The following is a 15,465-nucleotide window of genomic DNA, read 5'->3' on the forward strand; positions in this document are numbered from 1 at the left end:
TTGTTATATAAAATAAAAAAAGTGAGCTGCACCTGCAACTCACTTGACTACTGGGGTAGCTGGATTCGAACCAACGCATGAGGGAGTCAAAGTCCCTTGCCTTACCGCTTGGCTATACCCCAATGGTGGAGGAGAGTGGATTCGAACCACTGAACCCTAAGGAACGGATTTACAGTCCGTCGCGTTTAGCCACTTCGCTACTCCTCCAGCTAGGTTTTTTTATTATTTAAAAACCCGACTCAGTTATAATACCTAATCTTCAAAAAAAAAGCAAGTACTTTTTCAAAAATTATTCATGTAAATTCCAGTTGCGTATCAGGGCTTCAATTCCATCATCTAATGTCTTGAAGCTTCCCAGTAAATGCCCGTCGTTATAGGCTTGGAAACTTTTATTTTCAGGAATAATTTCGCCGATCGTTTTCTTTCCGATCACTAATTGTGTCACGGTTTGCTTTTCTCCATCAATTAGACGTTCTTCTTCTTTAACCTGAACTTGGATATCTTTGTTCTTTTTAGACATATCTTTCCCTCCGTCTTAAATAGTTTATCATACTACGAAAGAAAAGGACAACTGAGTGGTCAGTTGTCCTTAAAGTTATGGTTGAGTGATCGCTGCCCGCAATACTTCGTAACCATTATCAGTGAGAAGTTGTTTGATTTTTTCTGTCTCTTTGCTGGCTAATTGAATTTCGACAATTGTTGCGGTTGCTTGATGATCTACAATGACTGTTAGAATACTGAAGTCATTGTCCGCTAAAATTTTCGCGACTCTAGCTAATACCCCTTTTTTATCCTCAAGGATTTTCAGTTGAACATGTGTACCGCCTTCGTGATAACCGGTAAGCTTTAGGAAGGCATCAAAAATATCATTATTGGTGATGATCCCGACCAACTTCTCATCGTCTAATACTGGCAATACGTTGATTCTATTTTGACGCATCAAATAGATACCATCTTCTAATTCCGCGTCAGGAGCCACGGTTTTAACATCCTTGATCATTACATCCGCCACAACCGTTTTATTCAATAGATAATTTACTTCATGAACGCTCAAGCTCGTTGCCTTTGAAGGTAAGGCTTCTTGAATTGTTCCTTCTGTAATCAATCCGACCAATTTATCGTTATCAATAACCGGTAAGCGATGGATATCATATTTTTTCATCAAATCAACGGCATCAAAAATTTTGGTTTTCGGTGTAACCGTCACTAAGTCTTTTGTCATAAAATCTTTTACACTCATGTTTTACCCTCCTAGATAAGCTTTCTTCACTTCTTCACTTTCTAGCAATTCTTGACCAGTTCCTGACAAGACCACTTTTCCAGTCTCCAGCACGTAACCGCGGTCGGCAATGGATAGAGCCATTTTTGCATTTTGTTCAATCAATAAAACGGTCGTTCCTTGTTTTTGAATCTCTTGAATGATATTAAAAATTTCTTGAATAAAAATTGGTGCTAACCCCATTGAAGGCTCATCTAAAAGCAATAGACGTGGTTTAGACATTAACGCTCGGCCCATCGCTAACATTTGTTGTTCCCCGCCAGATAATGTTGAAGCGTCTTGATTTAATCGCTCCTTCAAAATCGGGAATTTTTCATAGACGTGTTCATAATCCTGTGGAATTTCGCCATCCTTGCGCAAATAAGCACCCATTTCTAAGTTTTCCAAGACCGTCAATCCTGGGAAAACATGCCGTCCTTCAGGCACTTGCGATATCCCTTGAGCCACAATTTTTCTAGGCGCTTTCTTTTGAATCGGTGCGCCTTCAAACGTAATCGTCCCTTTAGATGGCTGATTCAATCCAGAAATCGTCCGTAAAATCGTTGTCTTTCCTGCTCCATTTGCCCCGATCAACGAAACAATTTCACCTTGATTGACTTCAAAACTAACATCACGTACCGCTTGGATCATGCCGTAATGCACCGAAAGATTTTCAATTTTCAGCATTATAGCTCACCTCCAAGATAGGCTTTGATAACTTCTGGATTATTTTTGATTTCTTCTGGTTTACCTTCAGCTAAAATACGACCGTATTCTAACACATAGATTCGCTCACAAACATCCATGACTAGACTCATATCATGTTCGATTAACAGGATTGTGATTTGAAAATCCTTTTGGATCTTGCGAATCAATAAGGTAAGTGCTGCAGTTTCTTGCGGATTCATTCCGGCTGCCGGCTCATCTAAGAAAAGAATTTTTGGTTTAGTCGCAAGCGCTCGGACAATCTCTAAACGACGCTGCTCACCATATGGCAAGTTACGTGCTAGATTCTCTGCTTTATCCTGCAAATCAAAAATCGTTAATAATTTCAACGCTTCTTCTTTTAATTTTTCTTCTTTATTATAGAAGGTCGGTAAGCGTAGCACACTAGAGAAAAAGCCTTCTTTATTTTTGCTGTTCATAGCAATCAAGACATTATCCAAAACAGTCAGATCTTTAAACAAACGAATATTTTGAAAGGTCCGACTCAGACCTAAATCAGCAATCGCATAAGGTTTTTGCCCATTCAATCGATGACTCTTCCCATCGACCTCCAGTAACACATCCCCTTCGCTTGGATCATAAACACCAGTGATTAGATTAAATAACGTTGTTTTCCCTGCACCATTCGGACCAATCAAGCCCACCAGTTGATTCTCTTCTAATGCGATATTGACATTGGAGACCGCCGCCAAACCGCCAAAGTTTTTGGTTAAATCTTTAATTTCCAACAGAGGCATTTTGGTCATCTCCTTTTTTAAACTTAGTTAGAATTTTCTTCACAGATAGCTCTTTTGTGCCTAGTAACCCGCCTGGTTTAAAGATCATCAAGATAATCAATGCCAACGCGTAAATGATCATCCGCAATGTTCCAAAATCCTGAAGATACATATTGATAATCCCTAAAAGAATTGCCGCAATAAAGGTTCCCGTCACACTGCCGATTCCGCCCAATACGACCAGAATCAAAATATCGACTGATTTAGTAAAAGCAAAATCTTTCGGAGCGATTGATTGTAAATATCCTGCATACAGTGAACCAGCAATACTAGCGGTCATAGCACCAAAGGTAAAGGCCATTACTTTATACTTTGTTGTATTAACGCCCATCGCCTCAGCAGCGATCTCATCTTCACGAATCGCCATCGTCGCACGACCAGCACCTGAACGAATATAGTTAACGATAAATAATGTAGTAATCGCCATAAATCCATAAACCATTTGCCAATCGACAAAAGGCTCAATTCCAAACAAACCAGAAGGCCCGTTGGTGATCTCCTTAAAATTGATTAAGAGAATACGAATGATCTCTGCTACACCCAGCGTGGCAATAGCTAAATAGTCGCCACTTAAACGCAGGGTTGGAATACCCACTCCTACAGCGACGATTCCTGCTATAAGAACACCGACTGCCATCCCTAAGAAAAACCCACCATAAGTTGGGGTATTCATCGAAATAAGAGCCGCCGCATAAGCACCGATCGCCATAAAACCAGCATGTCCTAGTGAAAACTGACCGGAAAATCCAATAATCAAATTCAGACCTACCGCCAAAATTACATTGATCCCTATTTGTACCAAAATATTATCTAAAAACAGATTGACCATCCCAGCTGAATAAGCAATGTACAATACTGCATATCCAAGCACGATCAAGGCTAGCCAAATCAAATTATATTTCAAATTCTTTTTCATTTGACTCACCTACACTTTCTCTTTCACATGTTTGCCTAAAATACCGGCAGGACGAACCAATAAAATCAAAATCAATACGGCATAAACCACCGCATCTTTGAAATCAGAAAAACCTAATGCTGTCGTAATCGTTTCGATCAAACCTATGACAAATCCGCCAATAGCCGCTCCGGGAATAATTCCGATTCCGCCTAAAACTGCGGCGATAAAGGATTTAAGACCAGGTATGTAGCCCATCATCGGATCAATCGAGTTGTAATACAGACCGATCATCATTCCGCCTGCTGCAGCTAGCGCTGATCCCAAAGCAAAGGTAAATGAGATGGTCCGATTCACATCAATCCCCATCAACTGCGCCGCATCCGTATCGACACTTACAGCACGCATTGCTTTACCCATCTTAGTTTTCTGAACAATCAGGTTTAACGCGATCATCAAGAATAATGACAATCCTAATATCAATAACTGAATATTTGTAACCCTCAAGAAGCCAATATTAAAGACCTGCATTTTAATTACCTGCGGAAACGGTCTTGTCGTTGAACTGAAAAAATAAATCATTGTGTTCTGTAATAGATACGAAACACCGATCGCTGTAATCAAAGCCGCGATTCGTGTTGAATTTCTTAACGGTCGGTATGCTAAGAATTCAATCAGGACACCTAAAATTGCACTCCCTGCCATTGATAAAACCAAAGCTGGGAAAAAGCCCATATTAAATTGATTGATCAGAAAGTAGCCAATAAATGAGCCGATCATGTAAATCTCTCCATGGGCAAAGTTGATCAATTTAATAATTCCATAAACCATAGTGTAGCCCAATGCCATTAATGCATAAACACTACCCAGAAAAAGCCCATTGACGATTTGCTGAATAAATACTTCCATCTTTATCACATCACTTTTCAAAAATAGTTTGGACGATTCATAGCCCTAATTCTTAAAAGGGAGTGTGCCAAATACCATTGGCACACCCCCTTGCCTGCTTTTTCCGAGTAATTAAGGATTTACGGTTTCAGCAGAAGTTTCTTTTCCATCTGTTAGACCAAGAACAACCGCTGATTTTACTGGATTGTGTTCTTTGTCCATTGTGATTTTTCCTGTAACACCCTCGAAATCTTTCAAGTTCGCTAAGCCTTTGTTGATTGCCTCTGGTGTAGCTTTTCCTTCGTCTTCAATTGCTTGTTTAATCATATAAACAGAATCATAAGCCAAAGCGTTAAACGAAGATGGCTGCTTGCCATATTTCTTCTCAAAAGCTGCTACAAATGGCTCAACCTTATCCGTTGCTGGAGCTTTGGTTGAGAAGTGACCTGTATAGTATACGTTTTTCACATTGCTGGCACCGGCTGTTTCAATCAGTTTTTCATCTCCAAAGCCGTCAGCCCCGATGATAGGCTGTTCAATTCCCATTTCACGTGCTTGCTTGATAATTAAACCAGCTTCTGTGTAATAGCCTGGAATGTAGATAACGTTAAAATCTTTGTCTTTGATTTTAGTCAACATTGCTTGGAAATCTTTATCTCCTGCAGTAAAGTTTTCTTCTGCAACAATTTCACCTTTATAGGTTTCTTTAAAAGCCTTCTTCAAGCCACTTGCATAGTCACTTGAATTATCGCCTAAAATAACGGCTTTATCGGCCTTTAGATTTTCATCTGCATATTTGGCTAAAACAATTCCTTGGAAACTATCTTGGAAACAAGATCGGAAAATATAATCTTGTACTTTTCCTTTTTGAACAGTAATCGCATCATCTGTTCCTGATGGTGTTACTGCTGGAGTCTTTGCTTTGGTTAAATTTGGCAATGTCGCTTTTGTCGCACCAGAGGTAGCCGGTCCAACGATTGCAACTACTTCATCTTTAGTCGTCAAATTTGCTGCAACAGAAGCTGCTTCATTATTATCAGACTTATTGTCTTTTGAAACGTATTCGATTTTCTTGCCGTCAATCCCGCCATCTTTATTAATCTCTTCGACTGCTAATTTGACACCTTCGTTTTCCGCTTCGCCGTAAGCCGCTACTGCTCCAGATAACTCGAAGTTTCCGCCAATTTTAATCGTCTTAGCATCGTCACTGCCGCCACTATCGCTCGCTTTAGGCGATCCACATGCACCTAGTAAAAACAATCCTGCTGCCATTACAGCTACTGTTCTTTTTTTCATCCCGTTACCCCCTGATAAAATAATGATAATTCGTTAAGATAATAAAGAATATATAGGAAAAATCTCTCACTGTCAATTAAATTTTCTGAATATTTTAATAATTCAGCAATACTCAAACAATTTATAGCGCTTACAACTGCTTGCTGAATCTTTCAAATAACGAAAAAAGAAATCACATTAACTGATAAACAGTCAATGAGATTTCTTTAAAATAACTTTGTTTATTTGTTTTCTGCATCTGCCACCAATTGATAAAGCAACAGATTTATGGAGAAAAGGATTTTGATTTTTCTATTATTAACGTCGATTTATCGACAAAAGGAGAAAAATGAGGAAGCTTTCTCTAATCTATAGAATAACTCCGCAAAAAGTTTTGCTCTTCTTTCTCTTAGTTAAATATTGACGATTTAAAAATCCTTTTTGCTTCTAAGCCTTTTTATGTAGTTTTTCATAATCTGGTTCCTCTTGATCAATCAGGTTTTTACGTAAGGAAAATTTGGTGGGCACATAATCAAAACCAGCTTTCGCAAATGGATGACAACGTAAAATCCGTGAAATCCCCATTAGAAAACCCTTGAAGGCACCGTGAACCTGTATTGCCTTAATCATATAGCTGGAGCATGTCGGATAATAACGACAGGACGGCTGCGTCAGCGGTGAAATAAACCGTTGATAACCACGAACCAAACCAATTAAACCTTTGCTAATAATATTCATTCCTACACCTCAAAACAATTCTTGGTAATCAATCAGCTCCATACTATTTTACTGTTCTTACAAAATAAAGCAAGAAACGTATTTCGTTGGTCATCAAAATTTAAACTTCATGATGAACAATAATTCTGTAATCCCAATCACGTGATAATTTCAATAAAAAAGAGACTGCACCAAGAACTTGGCTACAATCCCTTCTGAATAATCAAAATCAGATTTTTATCACGAATACTAATGAACAAACTCTAAAATATGACGCCAAACATCTGGCATAAGCACTTTAAATGGATTTCCGCCGCCCATTGCACCATAACCAATCATACTGCCGACGATAAATAATAAAACACCTGCAAGTAGGATCGCTACAATACGAATTAAGCTACGTAAGATATGTTCTCCAGAACTCATAGATCCACTCCTTATTCATACGTAATGGATTAATTTTACTGACTCAGCTAATATCCTGCGAAAAGAGGAACTGAAATCCTTAAACTAAGACAGTTGCAGCATCCGTTGCTTTTCTGCTTTCAGTATCCACACGTTCGACATCCGCACCTAATTGCTGCAGCTTTTTATGGAATTGATAGTATCCACGGTCTAAATATTTCAAGTTACGTACACGTGTTATACCATTTGCACGTAATCCAGCTAAAACTAATGCAGCAGCTGCGCGTAAATCAGTTGCATACACTTCTGCCCCTTGCAGCTGTGAAGCACCTTTAATCAATGCAACGTTGTTGTCGATTTTGACTTGTGCATTCATTCTACGCATTTCTTCTAGATGTTGGAAACGATTTTCAAACACTGTTTCAGTCGTTGTACTGACCCCATCAGCAACTAATTGAATAGCTGTCATTTGAGCTTGCATATCTGTTGGGAACCCAGGATGAGGCATCGTTTTAATATCTGTCGCCTTCAATGCTTTAGGACCGATTACACGCAAACCATCATTTTCTTCGGTAATCTTAACACCCATTTCGATCAGTTTAGAAATCAAAGGACGGTTGTGTTCAGGGATTGCCCCATCAATCAACACATTTCCTTCAGTCATCGCTGCGGCAACCATGAAGGTTCCAGCTTCAATCCGATCTTGCACAATTGGATGAGATACAGCATGTAAATGGTCAACACCTTCAATACGCATTGTTTCAGTACCAGCACCATGAATGCTAGCGCCCATTTTATTTAAGAAATTTGCTAAATCAACAATTTCAGGTTCACGCGCAACGTTTTCGATCACGGTTGTACCTTTTGCTTTAACAGCCGCCATCATAATATTTTGTGTTGCGCCAACACTTGGGAAATCCAAATAAATTGTATCTCCAACTAATTCATCCGCAATAGCTTCAATATAGCCATTTTTTTGAATGATTTTGGCACCCAACGCTTGGAATCCTTTTAAATGCAGATCAATTGGACGTTTGCCAATTGCACAGCCGCCGGGCATTGCAACTTTAGCATGACCATTGCGAGCCAATAGCGGACCCATTACGACAATTGATGCGCGCATCTTACTTACGTATTCATAAGGAGCTTCCACGTTTAATTGACGTGTTGCATTCACCTTAATTTCTTTAGCCTCTTCATTAAATTCAACATCTGTATTTAAATAACGAATCACTTGATTCATGGTAAAGACATCAGATAAAATCGGAACATTACTCAAAGTGGATGTTCCTTCTTCAGCTAATAATGTCGCAGCTAAAATTGGTAGCACAGCATTTTTTGCACCTTCGATATGTACTGTTCCTTCTAATTGTTTACCACCACGAACGATGATCTCTTCCATTGTATTCCCTCCAAAAAATGCTAGTCGATTATTTCGTATATGTACCTTACTTAATTAAATGTCAAAAAGATATTTTTGCACAAAAGAATGATTTCTAAGAAAAATGTACTGCAAGTAAAGCCGATTGCGATTGCCAGCATCAAAATTGCCAGACGAACCTGCGTTTCTTTAAATGCTTTAAAAAGATTCTCTATTCGTAACGATCTCAAAGCCCAGAAAGCCAGGTAGATAAAGGAAAAATGCGAGACAATTCTAACGATTGCATCAATTCCATATACTTGCATAACTTCGTTCCTTTCAAAAAAATCAACAGTTGGATTATATCACAGATTCAGGTAAAGAAGAATACTTTGAATGCTCAAAGAACTATACAGAAACTTTTAAAAAACTTAATGTTTATTTTTCTCTTTCGATCCGATCAAAAATAAATCTTTTTCCCCCTAGAAAGTCTTTTTAAAAATCATTTACACATTTTTCCGCAATCTTCTAATAATCGACCTATTTTTGATAATAGTTTTTATTCCGTTTTTCGATTGAAGATTAAAATGACAGATTTTTTAAAACTTCTTCTCGCCTATATCCGTCCGCAAAATTTATTCAAGGGGACAGTTCTATTACTCTTTGCCATCTCTTATTTACTGTCTTGATTATGCTATTGACCTTTTGTCTTTGCTTGCGTCCTAGTTACCATTTTATCGCAACAAATTTCTGTACTATTTCTTTTCACTTTATTACTGACTTCAGCTTTTAATTCATTTCGATGGGCGTCGAGCTTTCTCTTAAAACAATTAGTTAATGAAGTGTTTTATTAAAACTTTTTATTATACACCATTTTTATCCGCTTTGTAAAATCGCAATTTGACACTTACCCCACCTAATTTGACCTGTTTTTATGCAAAAATAAGGGTTTTTACCTAAAAACAGGTCAATTTGAGGGGGGTAGCGGTTATTTTGCGATTCGCACTTTTTTTAGAAATCGTTTATCTTTTAGACACCGGCCGGAACCAAAAAAATTTAGGAGGAAACAACCATGATTCAAACTATCGGCAATAAACTTCAAGTAGAAATCGATGCAGGCGGAGAAAAAACTAAGAAGATCACCTTTACAAATGTGATGGATGAGCCTAGCGAGGAAAAGGTCCTTGAACTGGGAGAAATTATGAAAGCCTTGTCAGTTGAAGGCAGTGAATTAGATGGCGTGATCCTAACCAGTCAATCACGCTACACCAAATAAATCATAGAAAGGAAGAAAAAAATGCTAAAACTCGTCGCAACCTTTAAAAACAGCTTAGGGAAGAATCACACCTGGAGCTTCAATGATCCCGATACTCAAAAGACCGACACAGAGATCAAAGGATTGTTGCAACGCATGACCGACGTCAAGCTTTGCCAAAAAGATGGCGCAGAACTTTTTCACACAGTCGAAACCGCGAAGTACGTCGAAACGATTGAAACAATTATTTTTTAAGTAAATCTTTTGAGGAGCAGCGGTGCTATCACCGCCCTCCTCTACGAATGAAAGGATGAGAATCAATGAATGTTATACAAACACTGTCGTTTCGGCAGTTATTCAACTTAAAAGCCAAAACACTCGAACAACGAATCACCAATTTCTACCATGAAACACAAAACAGCAGTGTCACGATTAAATATATTTTAGCCTTAAAAGTTCGCTGCCAATTGGGAGCGGCGGAGTTTGATCACTTTCTAAAGGATCTTGTCCGCGAAGTATTTATGCATACCAAAGCTACCCGCACTATGAAACGTCTCTTTTATTATTTTGAAGACTACTTTATGGCACCGGAATGGAAGACTTTGAAACTGAGAGTTTTTCCAGTAAAGAAATTCGGTGAAAAAGTCGTCTCTGTTGCTCGCTCCCTTATTTCATTTGTCCGACCAGAAGAAACTAGCGAACCTTGATGAAACCAACCTACGCAGATTAAACACTAAAAGAAAGGAAAAGAACAATGACCAAGGATTTAATTGCCACCTTTGGAAAAAGCGATGGCGGCACCCATAATTGGAAATACAGAGATCTTGATCCCAACTTAACGGCGCTACAGATTAAAGAAGCTTGCGAATTATTAACAAACCTAGACATTTGTACACAAAACGGCGTAAAACTATTTGATTCTGTGGTCACCGCCAAGGTCTTGACCCATAAGGAAACCCTGATATTTGATCCAGAACATGAGACGAGAGGTGTTCGTTACGATGGAAAGCCTGTTGAGGAAGCGGCCTGTGAAGAAGTCGGTTGCTGTGAAGTTGCGGAAAAACAGGAAGAAAAAGTCGCTTTGCCGACTCCGAAATCTTCCCTACTACCAGAAACACCACATGGTCGCTATTTTAAACAATTAAGCACGATTGAAACTTCAGAAAAAGCAGCGATTAAAGTAGAAAAAGAGACGCTTCCACAATCAAGCAATAACCATCTTAACGAACAGCAGCCAGTCGCTATGCCTTTAATGGAAGACGGGGCATCAAACCAAGACACGAAAGAACAAAATAGAGTTCTTCAATGGCTGCACAGAATCAGAAAGAAAAACAAAGAAGGTCCGCCTGATTCACAACGGGAATAAGCCTTTTCCCAATTAAATCCGTTCATTGACAACCACATACTGCGTAGAAAACGATAAAAAGACGATCTGGAAAATACTCGCTATAACAGCTCTTGTTTACCTGCATTTTGACAAAATAAAAAAATGCTGCAAAAGCTATATCAACTTTTGCAGCACTAAAAATTTGTATTCACAGGTTCCAGAAATTATTTCTGTCACAACCTGTAAAAGAATTAACGATGTTTCGAAACCTTGATTCGATTCATTGCACGGTGCAAAGCAACCTCCGCACGACTTAATTGGTCGGTATCTTGCTTTTCACGCGCTTCTTGAATTCTCGCTTCTGCACGTTGTTTTGCTCGTTCAGCACGAGACACATCAATATCACGTTCACGTTCAGCTGTATCAGCGATGATTGTCAACACGTTGTCACGAACTTCCATGATTCCACCGTTAACTGCAATCCAGTCCACGTGTGTATCAGAATCTGTTCGACGAACCCGAACTTCATCAATCGCAAGAGGTGCAATGATCGGTGCATGGTTTGGTAGAATACCGATTTCACCAGCAACCGTTTTAGCAACGACGATGGTGGCATTATGATCATAGACGTTGCCGTCTGGAGTAACAACGTTCACTTGCAGAACTTTGTTTTTTTCTTGTTCCATCGTGCACCTCTTTCTAGTAGCCTAAAGTTTTCGCTTTTTCGATAACGTCTTCGATGGTGCCGACACTACGGAAGGCATCTTCTGGAAGATCGTCGTATTTTCCTTCAAGGATTTCTTTAAAGCCTTCAACTGTTTTTTCAACTGGTACATAAGAACCAGGTTGACCAGTGAATTGCTCCGCTACATTAAAGTTTTGTGACAAGAAGAATTGAATTCGACGAGCACGAGATACGATGACTTTTTCTTGGTCAGACAATTCGTCCATCCCTAAAATAGCAATAATATCTTGTAATTCACGGTAACGTTGTAAGACACGTTGAACTTCTGTTGCTACACGATAATGTTCTTCACCAACGATTTCTGGTGCCAAGGCACTTGAAGATGAAGCCAATGGGTCAACCGCTGGATAAATCCCTTGTTCTGTCAATTTACGTTCCAAGTTTGTCGTGGCATCTAAATGGGCAAAAGCAGTCGCTGGTGCCGGGTCAGAATAGTCATCGGCTGGTACGTAAATGGCTTGGATTGAAGTGATCGAACCTTTTTTGGTTGAAGTGATTCGTTCTTGTAATTGCCCCATTTCAGTTGCCAAAGTTGGTTGATACCCAACGGCTGATGGCATACGTCCTAATAAGGCAGAAACTTCTGATCCGGCTTGAGTAAAGCGGAAGATGTTGTCAATAAACAGCAACACATCTTGCCCTTCTTCATCACGGAAGTATTCAGCTAATGTCAAACCAGTCAAGGCAACACGCATACGTGCACCAGGCGGCTCGTTCATTTGTCCGAACACCATGGCTGTTTTCTCAATAACGCCAGAGTCTTTCATTTCATAATAAAGGTCGTTCCCTTCACGAGTACGTTCCCCAACACCGGTAAACACTGAAATACCACCGTGTTCTTGGGCGATATTATGAATTAATTCTTGGATCAAAACGGTTTTACCAACACCGGCACCACCGAATAGTCCGACTTTCCCACCTTTTAAATAAGGGGCTAATAAGTCGATAACCTTGATCCCTGTTTCCAAAATCTCGTTACTTGTACTAAGGTCTTCAAAAGCAGGCGCCTTTTTATGAATGCCGCTTCTTTCTGCATCTTCTGGAAAAGGTGCTTCTTTATCAATCGTTTCACCTAATACGTTAAACACACGACCTAGAGTATCTTTACCTACAGGAACGGAGATTGATTTGCCAGTATCGACAACTTCCATTCCACGTTGCAATCCATCAGTAGCCTCCATAGCGATTGTGCGGATAACACCATCACCAAGTTCCAAAGCAACTTCAAGAACAACTTTTGTTTTATCTTTTTTGTAAACAATCAACGCATTGTTGATGTCTGGTAAGGATTGATCTAAAGAAAATTCCACGTCGACAACGGGACCAATAACTTGAACAATCTTGCCTGAACTCATGTTTTTTCCTCCAATCTTGAAATTATTCTAATGCGGAAGCCCCGCCGACAATTTCAGTAATCTCTTGGGTGATCGCCGCTTGACGTGCCCGGTTGTATGAAATGGTTAGATCATCAATGATCGCACCTGCATTATCTGTCGCTGTCTTCATCGCTGTCATCCCGGCTGCATGTTCTGCTGTCTTAGCATCAACGATCGCGCCATAAATCAAACTTTCAGCATATTGCGGAAGTAGTTGATCAAGGATGGCTTCTTTTGAAGGTTCAAACAAATATTCTTCACGATACGTTTGTGCTTCACTTGGGTCCAAGTCAGAGATCGGCAGCATTTTTTCTACTCGGAACTGACTGGATAGTGAATTAACGTGATGGTTATAACAAACATACAGTTCATCAAAGACCTGATTTTCATACATACTGGTCGTCATCGAAACGATTTTTCGTACTTCATCAAAGCTTGGTTGATCCGATAAATTGCGTAATTCATAGGCTAATTTAACGCCGCGAGCTTTGAAAAAGTCCGCTCCGGTTCCACCAATGGCTAACAAAACATACTCATCAGCAGAATCATGATCATCTTCGAGCATTGACATGGTTTGTTTTAAAATCGAGCTGTTATAGCCTCCCACCAAACCGCCATCAGAAGTAATCACGATATAACCAGTTTTTTTGACTGGACGATTCAATAACATGCTGTGATAATTGATGCCGCCTAATTCACGACCAGAGTTTGCTAACTCAGTTAATTCGCTCGCTGTTAAGTGCGTCAATACCTCACGTACTTTTGAAGCATAAAGTTGGAATTTCGCTGAGTAGGCTTCTGACTTCGTTAATTTAGATGCTGAGACCATTTGCATAGCGTTGGTGATTTGACTTGTTTTCTTCGTCGATGCAATCCGTGTTTTGATTTCATTTAAGGATGCCATGATCTTTTTTCACCTCGATTATGCTTTTTCTTGGTTAGCGGAAGAAGCGTCAAAAATATCTTTGAATTCTTGGATTGCTTCATCTAATTTATCTGTATCTGGCAATTCTTTCGTATCACGAATCGTCGCAAATAAATCTGAGTGATTCGTTTCCAGATATTCGAATAATTGCGCTTCAAAATCTAAAATACTATTGACTGGGATACTATCAAGTACGCCATGAGTCAAGGCATAAAGAATCACGACTTGTTTTTCAACAGGCAGTGGCGCATGTAATTTTTGTTTTAATACTTCAACCGTTCGACGTCCACGATTCAATTTGGCTTGTGTTGCTGCATCCAAATCTGAACCGAATTGAGTGAAAGCTTCTAATTCACGGTAGCTGGCCAAATCTAAACGAAGTGTTCCGGCAACCTTTTTCATTGCTTTAATTTGTGCTGAACCACCAACACGGGATACGGATAGACCGGCATCAACGGCTGGACGAATCCCCGCATAAAACAAATCATTTTCTAAAAAGATTTGTCCATCAGTGATTGAGATTACATTAGTAGGAATATAGGCTGAAATATCTCCTGCTTGTGTTTCTACGAATGGCAAGGCAGTCAATGAACCGCCGCCTAATTCATCTGAAAGTTTTGCCGCACGTTCCAATAGACGTGAGTGCAAATAAAAGACATCCCCTGGGTACGCTTCACGACCTGGCGGACGACGTAGTAATAATGACAGTTCACGGTAAGCAACGGCTTGTTTTGATAAATCATCAAAGACAACTAAAACGTGCTTGCCGTTGTACATGAATTCTTCACCCATCGCTGTTCCAGCGTAAGGCGCGATAAATAATAGCGGTGCAGGTTGAGAAGCGCCCGCTGTTACGACGATGGTATAATCCATTGCGCCAAATTTACGAAGTGTTTCTACTTGTGAACGAACCGTTGATTCCTTTTGTCCAATTGCAACATAGATACAGATCATATCTTGACCTTTTTGGTTAATGATCGTATCAATCGCGATGGACGTCTTACCCGTTTTACGGTCACCAATGATTAATTCACGTTGTCCACGTCCGATTGGTACTAGGGCGTCGATAGCCTTCAAGCCTGTTTGCATTGGTTCTGATACTGATTTACGTTGCATAACGCCGGGAGCCATTGCTTCGACTGGACGTGTGTTTGTTGTTTCAATTGGACCCATTCCATCAACTGGTTGACCAAGCGGGTTCACAACACGACCGATCATGTTTTCGCCAACTGGCACTTCCATGATCTTACCGGTACGTTTTACTTTGTCTCCTTCACGAATGGACTCAAATTCACCTAGCACGATGATACCGACATCATTGCTTTCTAAGTTTTGTGCCATTCCATAAGAGCCGTTAGAAAACTCTAAAAGTTCTCCACTCATTGCATTTTCTAAACCGTGGGCACGGGCGATCCCATCCCCAACGTAAGTGACTGTTCCGATTTCTTCCACAGACAACTTATTATCATAATTTTGAATCTGTTCTTTGATTAAAGCACTGATTTCTTCTGCTTTGATGGCCATTCATTTCACCTCT

General features: G+C 39.7%; 19 protein-coding genes and 2 tRNA genes. 4 read left to right on the top strand and 17 right to left on the bottom strand.

Annotated features, from left to right (window positions below; genetic code table 11):
* Positions 1-50 precede the first annotated feature (50 nt).
* The 13 genes from AUF14_RS10175 to AUF14_RS10235 form a co-directional block, all read right to left on the bottom strand.
* A tRNA-Gln gene (locus AUF14_RS10175) sits at positions 51-122 on the bottom strand.
* Between the two features lies 1 nt (position 123).
* Positions 124-207, bottom strand: a tRNA-Tyr gene (locus AUF14_RS10180).
* A gap of 82 nt (positions 208-289) precedes the next feature.
* Positions 290-520 carry a DUF2969 domain-containing protein gene (locus AUF14_RS10185; protein ID WP_016181252.1) on the bottom strand — a complete coding sequence of 77 codons (231 nt, stop codon included), beginning with the start codon at positions 518-520 and terminating at the stop codon, positions 290-292.
* A 75-nt stretch (positions 521-595) separates the two neighbouring features.
* Positions 596-1,240, bottom strand: coding sequence for a CBS and ACT domain-containing protein (locus AUF14_RS10190; protein ID WP_016181251.1), 645 nt, complete (start codon positions 1,238-1,240; stop codon positions 596-598).
* A 3-nt stretch (positions 1,241-1,243) separates the two neighbouring features.
* A complete protein-coding gene (locus AUF14_RS10195) occupies positions 1,244-1,945 on the bottom strand; it encodes an ABC transporter ATP-binding protein (protein ID WP_016181250.1) in 702 nt (233 codons plus the stop codon).
* Positions 1,945-2,721 carry an ABC transporter ATP-binding protein gene (locus AUF14_RS10200; RefSeq protein WP_016181249.1) on the bottom strand — a complete coding sequence of 259 codons (777 nt, stop codon included), beginning with the start codon at positions 2,719-2,721 and terminating at the stop codon, positions 1,945-1,947. Before AUF14_RS10200 ends, AUF14_RS10195 begins: the two co-directional genes overlap by 1 nt.
* Complete coding sequence (locus AUF14_RS10205; protein ID WP_016181248.1) at positions 2,702-3,676, bottom strand: branched-chain amino acid ABC transporter permease; 975 nt, start codon at positions 3,674-3,676, stop codon at positions 2,702-2,704. Before AUF14_RS10205 ends, AUF14_RS10200 begins: the two co-directional genes overlap by 20 nt.
* Before the next feature lie 9 nt (positions 3,677-3,685).
* On the bottom strand, positions 3,686-4,564 hold the full coding sequence (locus tag AUF14_RS10210; protein ID WP_016181247.1) for a branched-chain amino acid ABC transporter permease: 879 nt from the start codon (positions 4,562-4,564) through the stop codon (positions 3,686-3,688).
* A gap of 111 nt (positions 4,565-4,675) precedes the next feature.
* A complete protein-coding gene (locus tag AUF14_RS10215) occupies positions 4,676-5,839 on the bottom strand; it encodes an ABC transporter substrate-binding protein (protein WP_016181246.1) in 1,164 nt (387 codons plus the stop codon).
* 426 nt (positions 5,840-6,265) lie between these two features.
* A complete protein-coding gene (yidD, locus tag AUF14_RS10220; RefSeq protein ID WP_176674777.1) occupies positions 6,266-6,556 on the bottom strand; it encodes a membrane protein insertion efficiency factor YidD in 291 nt (96 codons plus the stop codon).
* A gap of 228 nt (positions 6,557-6,784) precedes the next feature.
* Positions 6,785-6,961 (bottom strand): DNA-directed RNA polymerase subunit beta, encoded by a 177-nt coding sequence (locus AUF14_RS10225; RefSeq protein WP_016181244.1) that lies wholly within the window; start codon positions 6,959-6,961, stop codon positions 6,785-6,787.
* A 79-nt stretch (positions 6,962-7,040) separates the two neighbouring features.
* Positions 7,041-8,342, bottom strand: a complete 1,302-nt coding sequence (murA, locus tag AUF14_RS10230) for a UDP-N-acetylglucosamine 1-carboxyvinyltransferase (protein WP_016181243.1) — start codon at positions 8,340-8,342, stop codon at positions 7,041-7,043.
* A gap of 50 nt (positions 8,343-8,392) precedes the next feature.
* Positions 8,393-8,626: a DUF1146 family protein gene (locus AUF14_RS10235; protein WP_016181242.1), complete on the bottom strand. Its 234-nt coding sequence runs from the start codon at positions 8,624-8,626 to the stop codon at positions 8,393-8,395.
* 746 nt (positions 8,627-9,372) lie between these two features.
* On the opposite strand from AUF14_RS10235, the gene AUF14_RS10240 reads away from it, so the two are divergent.
* The 4 genes from AUF14_RS10240 to AUF14_RS10255 all read left to right on the top strand — a co-directional run bounded on the left by AUF14_RS10240 (position 9,373) and on the right by AUF14_RS10255 (position 10,921).
* A complete protein-coding gene (locus tag AUF14_RS10240) occupies positions 9,373-9,576 on the top strand; it encodes a DUF1659 domain-containing protein (protein WP_016181900.1) in 204 nt (67 codons plus the stop codon).
* 21 nt (positions 9,577-9,597) lie between these two features.
* Positions 9,598-9,810, top strand: a complete 213-nt coding sequence (locus tag AUF14_RS10245; protein ID WP_102866026.1) for a DUF2922 family protein — start codon at positions 9,598-9,600, stop codon at positions 9,808-9,810.
* Positions 9,811-9,875: 65 nt separating this feature from the next.
* A complete protein-coding gene (locus AUF14_RS10250; protein WP_102866027.1) occupies positions 9,876-10,262 on the top strand; it encodes a hypothetical protein in 387 nt (128 codons plus the stop codon).
* A 47-nt stretch (positions 10,263-10,309) separates the two neighbouring features.
* Positions 10,310-10,921, top strand: coding sequence for a DUF2922 family protein (locus AUF14_RS10255; RefSeq protein ID WP_102866028.1), 612 nt, complete (start codon positions 10,310-10,312; stop codon positions 10,919-10,921).
* 212 nt (positions 10,922-11,133) lie between these two features.
* Here the strand turns inward: AUF14_RS10255 and AUF14_RS10260 are convergent, their stop codons facing one another.
* From AUF14_RS10260 to atpA, 4 genes are read right to left on the bottom strand one after another with little or no spacing between them, the layout of a single operon-like run.
* A complete protein-coding gene (locus tag AUF14_RS10260) occupies positions 11,134-11,568 on the bottom strand; it encodes a F0F1 ATP synthase subunit epsilon (RefSeq protein WP_010746747.1) in 435 nt (144 codons plus the stop codon).
* Between the two features lie 13 nt (positions 11,569-11,581).
* A complete protein-coding gene (atpD, locus tag AUF14_RS10265; RefSeq protein WP_016181237.1) occupies positions 11,582-12,982 on the bottom strand; it encodes a F0F1 ATP synthase subunit beta in 1,401 nt (466 codons plus the stop codon).
* Between the two features lie 22 nt (positions 12,983-13,004).
* Positions 13,005-13,910 (bottom strand): F0F1 ATP synthase subunit gamma, encoded by a 906-nt coding sequence (locus tag AUF14_RS10270; RefSeq protein ID WP_034876827.1) that lies wholly within the window; start codon positions 13,908-13,910, stop codon positions 13,005-13,007.
* 15 nt (positions 13,911-13,925) lie between these two features.
* Positions 13,926-15,452: a F0F1 ATP synthase subunit alpha gene (atpA, locus tag AUF14_RS10275; protein WP_016181235.1), complete on the bottom strand. Its 1,527-nt coding sequence runs from the start codon at positions 15,450-15,452 to the stop codon at positions 13,926-13,928.
* Positions 15,453-15,465 lie beyond the last annotated feature (13 nt).

This window comes from Enterococcus avium (assembly GCF_002891025.1).
GTDB classification, from domain to species: domain Bacteria; phylum Bacillota; class Bacilli; order Lactobacillales; family Enterococcaceae; genus Enterococcus_A; species Enterococcus_A avium.

Bases quoted from the DNA above. Each gene is read 5' to 3' on its own strand.
- AUF14_RS10185 (WP_016181252.1), bottom strand. From the start codon at position 520: ATGTCTAAAAAGAACAAAGATATCCAAGTTCAGGTTAAAGAAGAAGAA.
- AUF14_RS10190 (WP_016181251.1), bottom strand. From the start codon at position 1,240: ATGAGTGTAAAAGATTTTATGACAAAAGACTTAGTGACGGTTACACCG.
- AUF14_RS10195 (WP_016181250.1), bottom strand. From the start codon at position 1,945: ATGCTGAAAATTGAAAATCTTTCGGTGCATTACGGCATGATCCAAGCG.
- AUF14_RS10200 (WP_016181249.1), bottom strand. From the start codon at position 2,721: ATGCCTCTGTTGGAAATTAAAGATTTAACCAAAAACTTTGGCGGTTTG.
- AUF14_RS10205 (WP_016181248.1), bottom strand. From the start codon at position 3,676: ATGAAAAAGAATTTGAAATATAATTTGATTTGGCTAGCCTTGATCGTG.
- AUF14_RS10210 (WP_016181247.1), bottom strand. From the start codon at position 4,564: ATGGAAGTATTTATTCAGCAAATCGTCAATGGGCTTTTTCTGGGTAGT.
- AUF14_RS10215 (WP_016181246.1), bottom strand. From the start codon at position 5,839: ATGAAAAAAAGAACAGTAGCTGTAATGGCAGCAGGATTGTTTTTACTA.
- yidD (WP_176674777.1), bottom strand. From the start codon at position 6,556: ATGAATATTATTAGCAAAGGTTTAATTGGTTTGGTTCGTGGTTATCAA.
- AUF14_RS10225 (WP_016181244.1), bottom strand. From the start codon at position 6,961: ATGAGTTCTGGAGAACATATCTTACGTAGCTTAATTCGTATTGTAGCG.
- murA (WP_016181243.1), bottom strand. From the start codon at position 8,342: ATGGAAGAGATCATCGTTCGTGGTGGTAAACAATTAGAAGGAACAGTA.
- AUF14_RS10235 (WP_016181242.1), bottom strand. From the start codon at position 8,626: ATGCAAGTATATGGAATTGATGCAATCGTTAGAATTGTCTCGCATTTT.
- AUF14_RS10240 (WP_016181900.1), top strand. From the start codon at position 9,373: ATGATTCAAACTATCGGCAATAAACTTCAAGTAGAAATCGATGCAGGC.
- AUF14_RS10245 (WP_102866026.1), top strand. From the start codon at position 9,598: ATGCTAAAACTCGTCGCAACCTTTAAAAACAGCTTAGGGAAGAATCAC.
- AUF14_RS10250 (WP_102866027.1), top strand. From the start codon at position 9,876: ATGAATGTTATACAAACACTGTCGTTTCGGCAGTTATTCAACTTAAAA.
- AUF14_RS10255 (WP_102866028.1), top strand. From the start codon at position 10,310: ATGACCAAGGATTTAATTGCCACCTTTGGAAAAAGCGATGGCGGCACC.
- AUF14_RS10260 (WP_010746747.1), bottom strand. From the start codon at position 11,568: ATGGAACAAGAAAAAAACAAAGTTCTGCAAGTGAACGTTGTTACTCCA.
- atpD (WP_016181237.1), bottom strand. From the start codon at position 12,982: ATGAGTTCAGGCAAGATTGTTCAAGTTATTGGTCCCGTTGTCGACGTG.
- atpA (WP_016181235.1), bottom strand. From the start codon at position 15,452: ATGGCCATCAAAGCAGAAGAAATCAGTGCTTTAATCAAAGAACAGATT.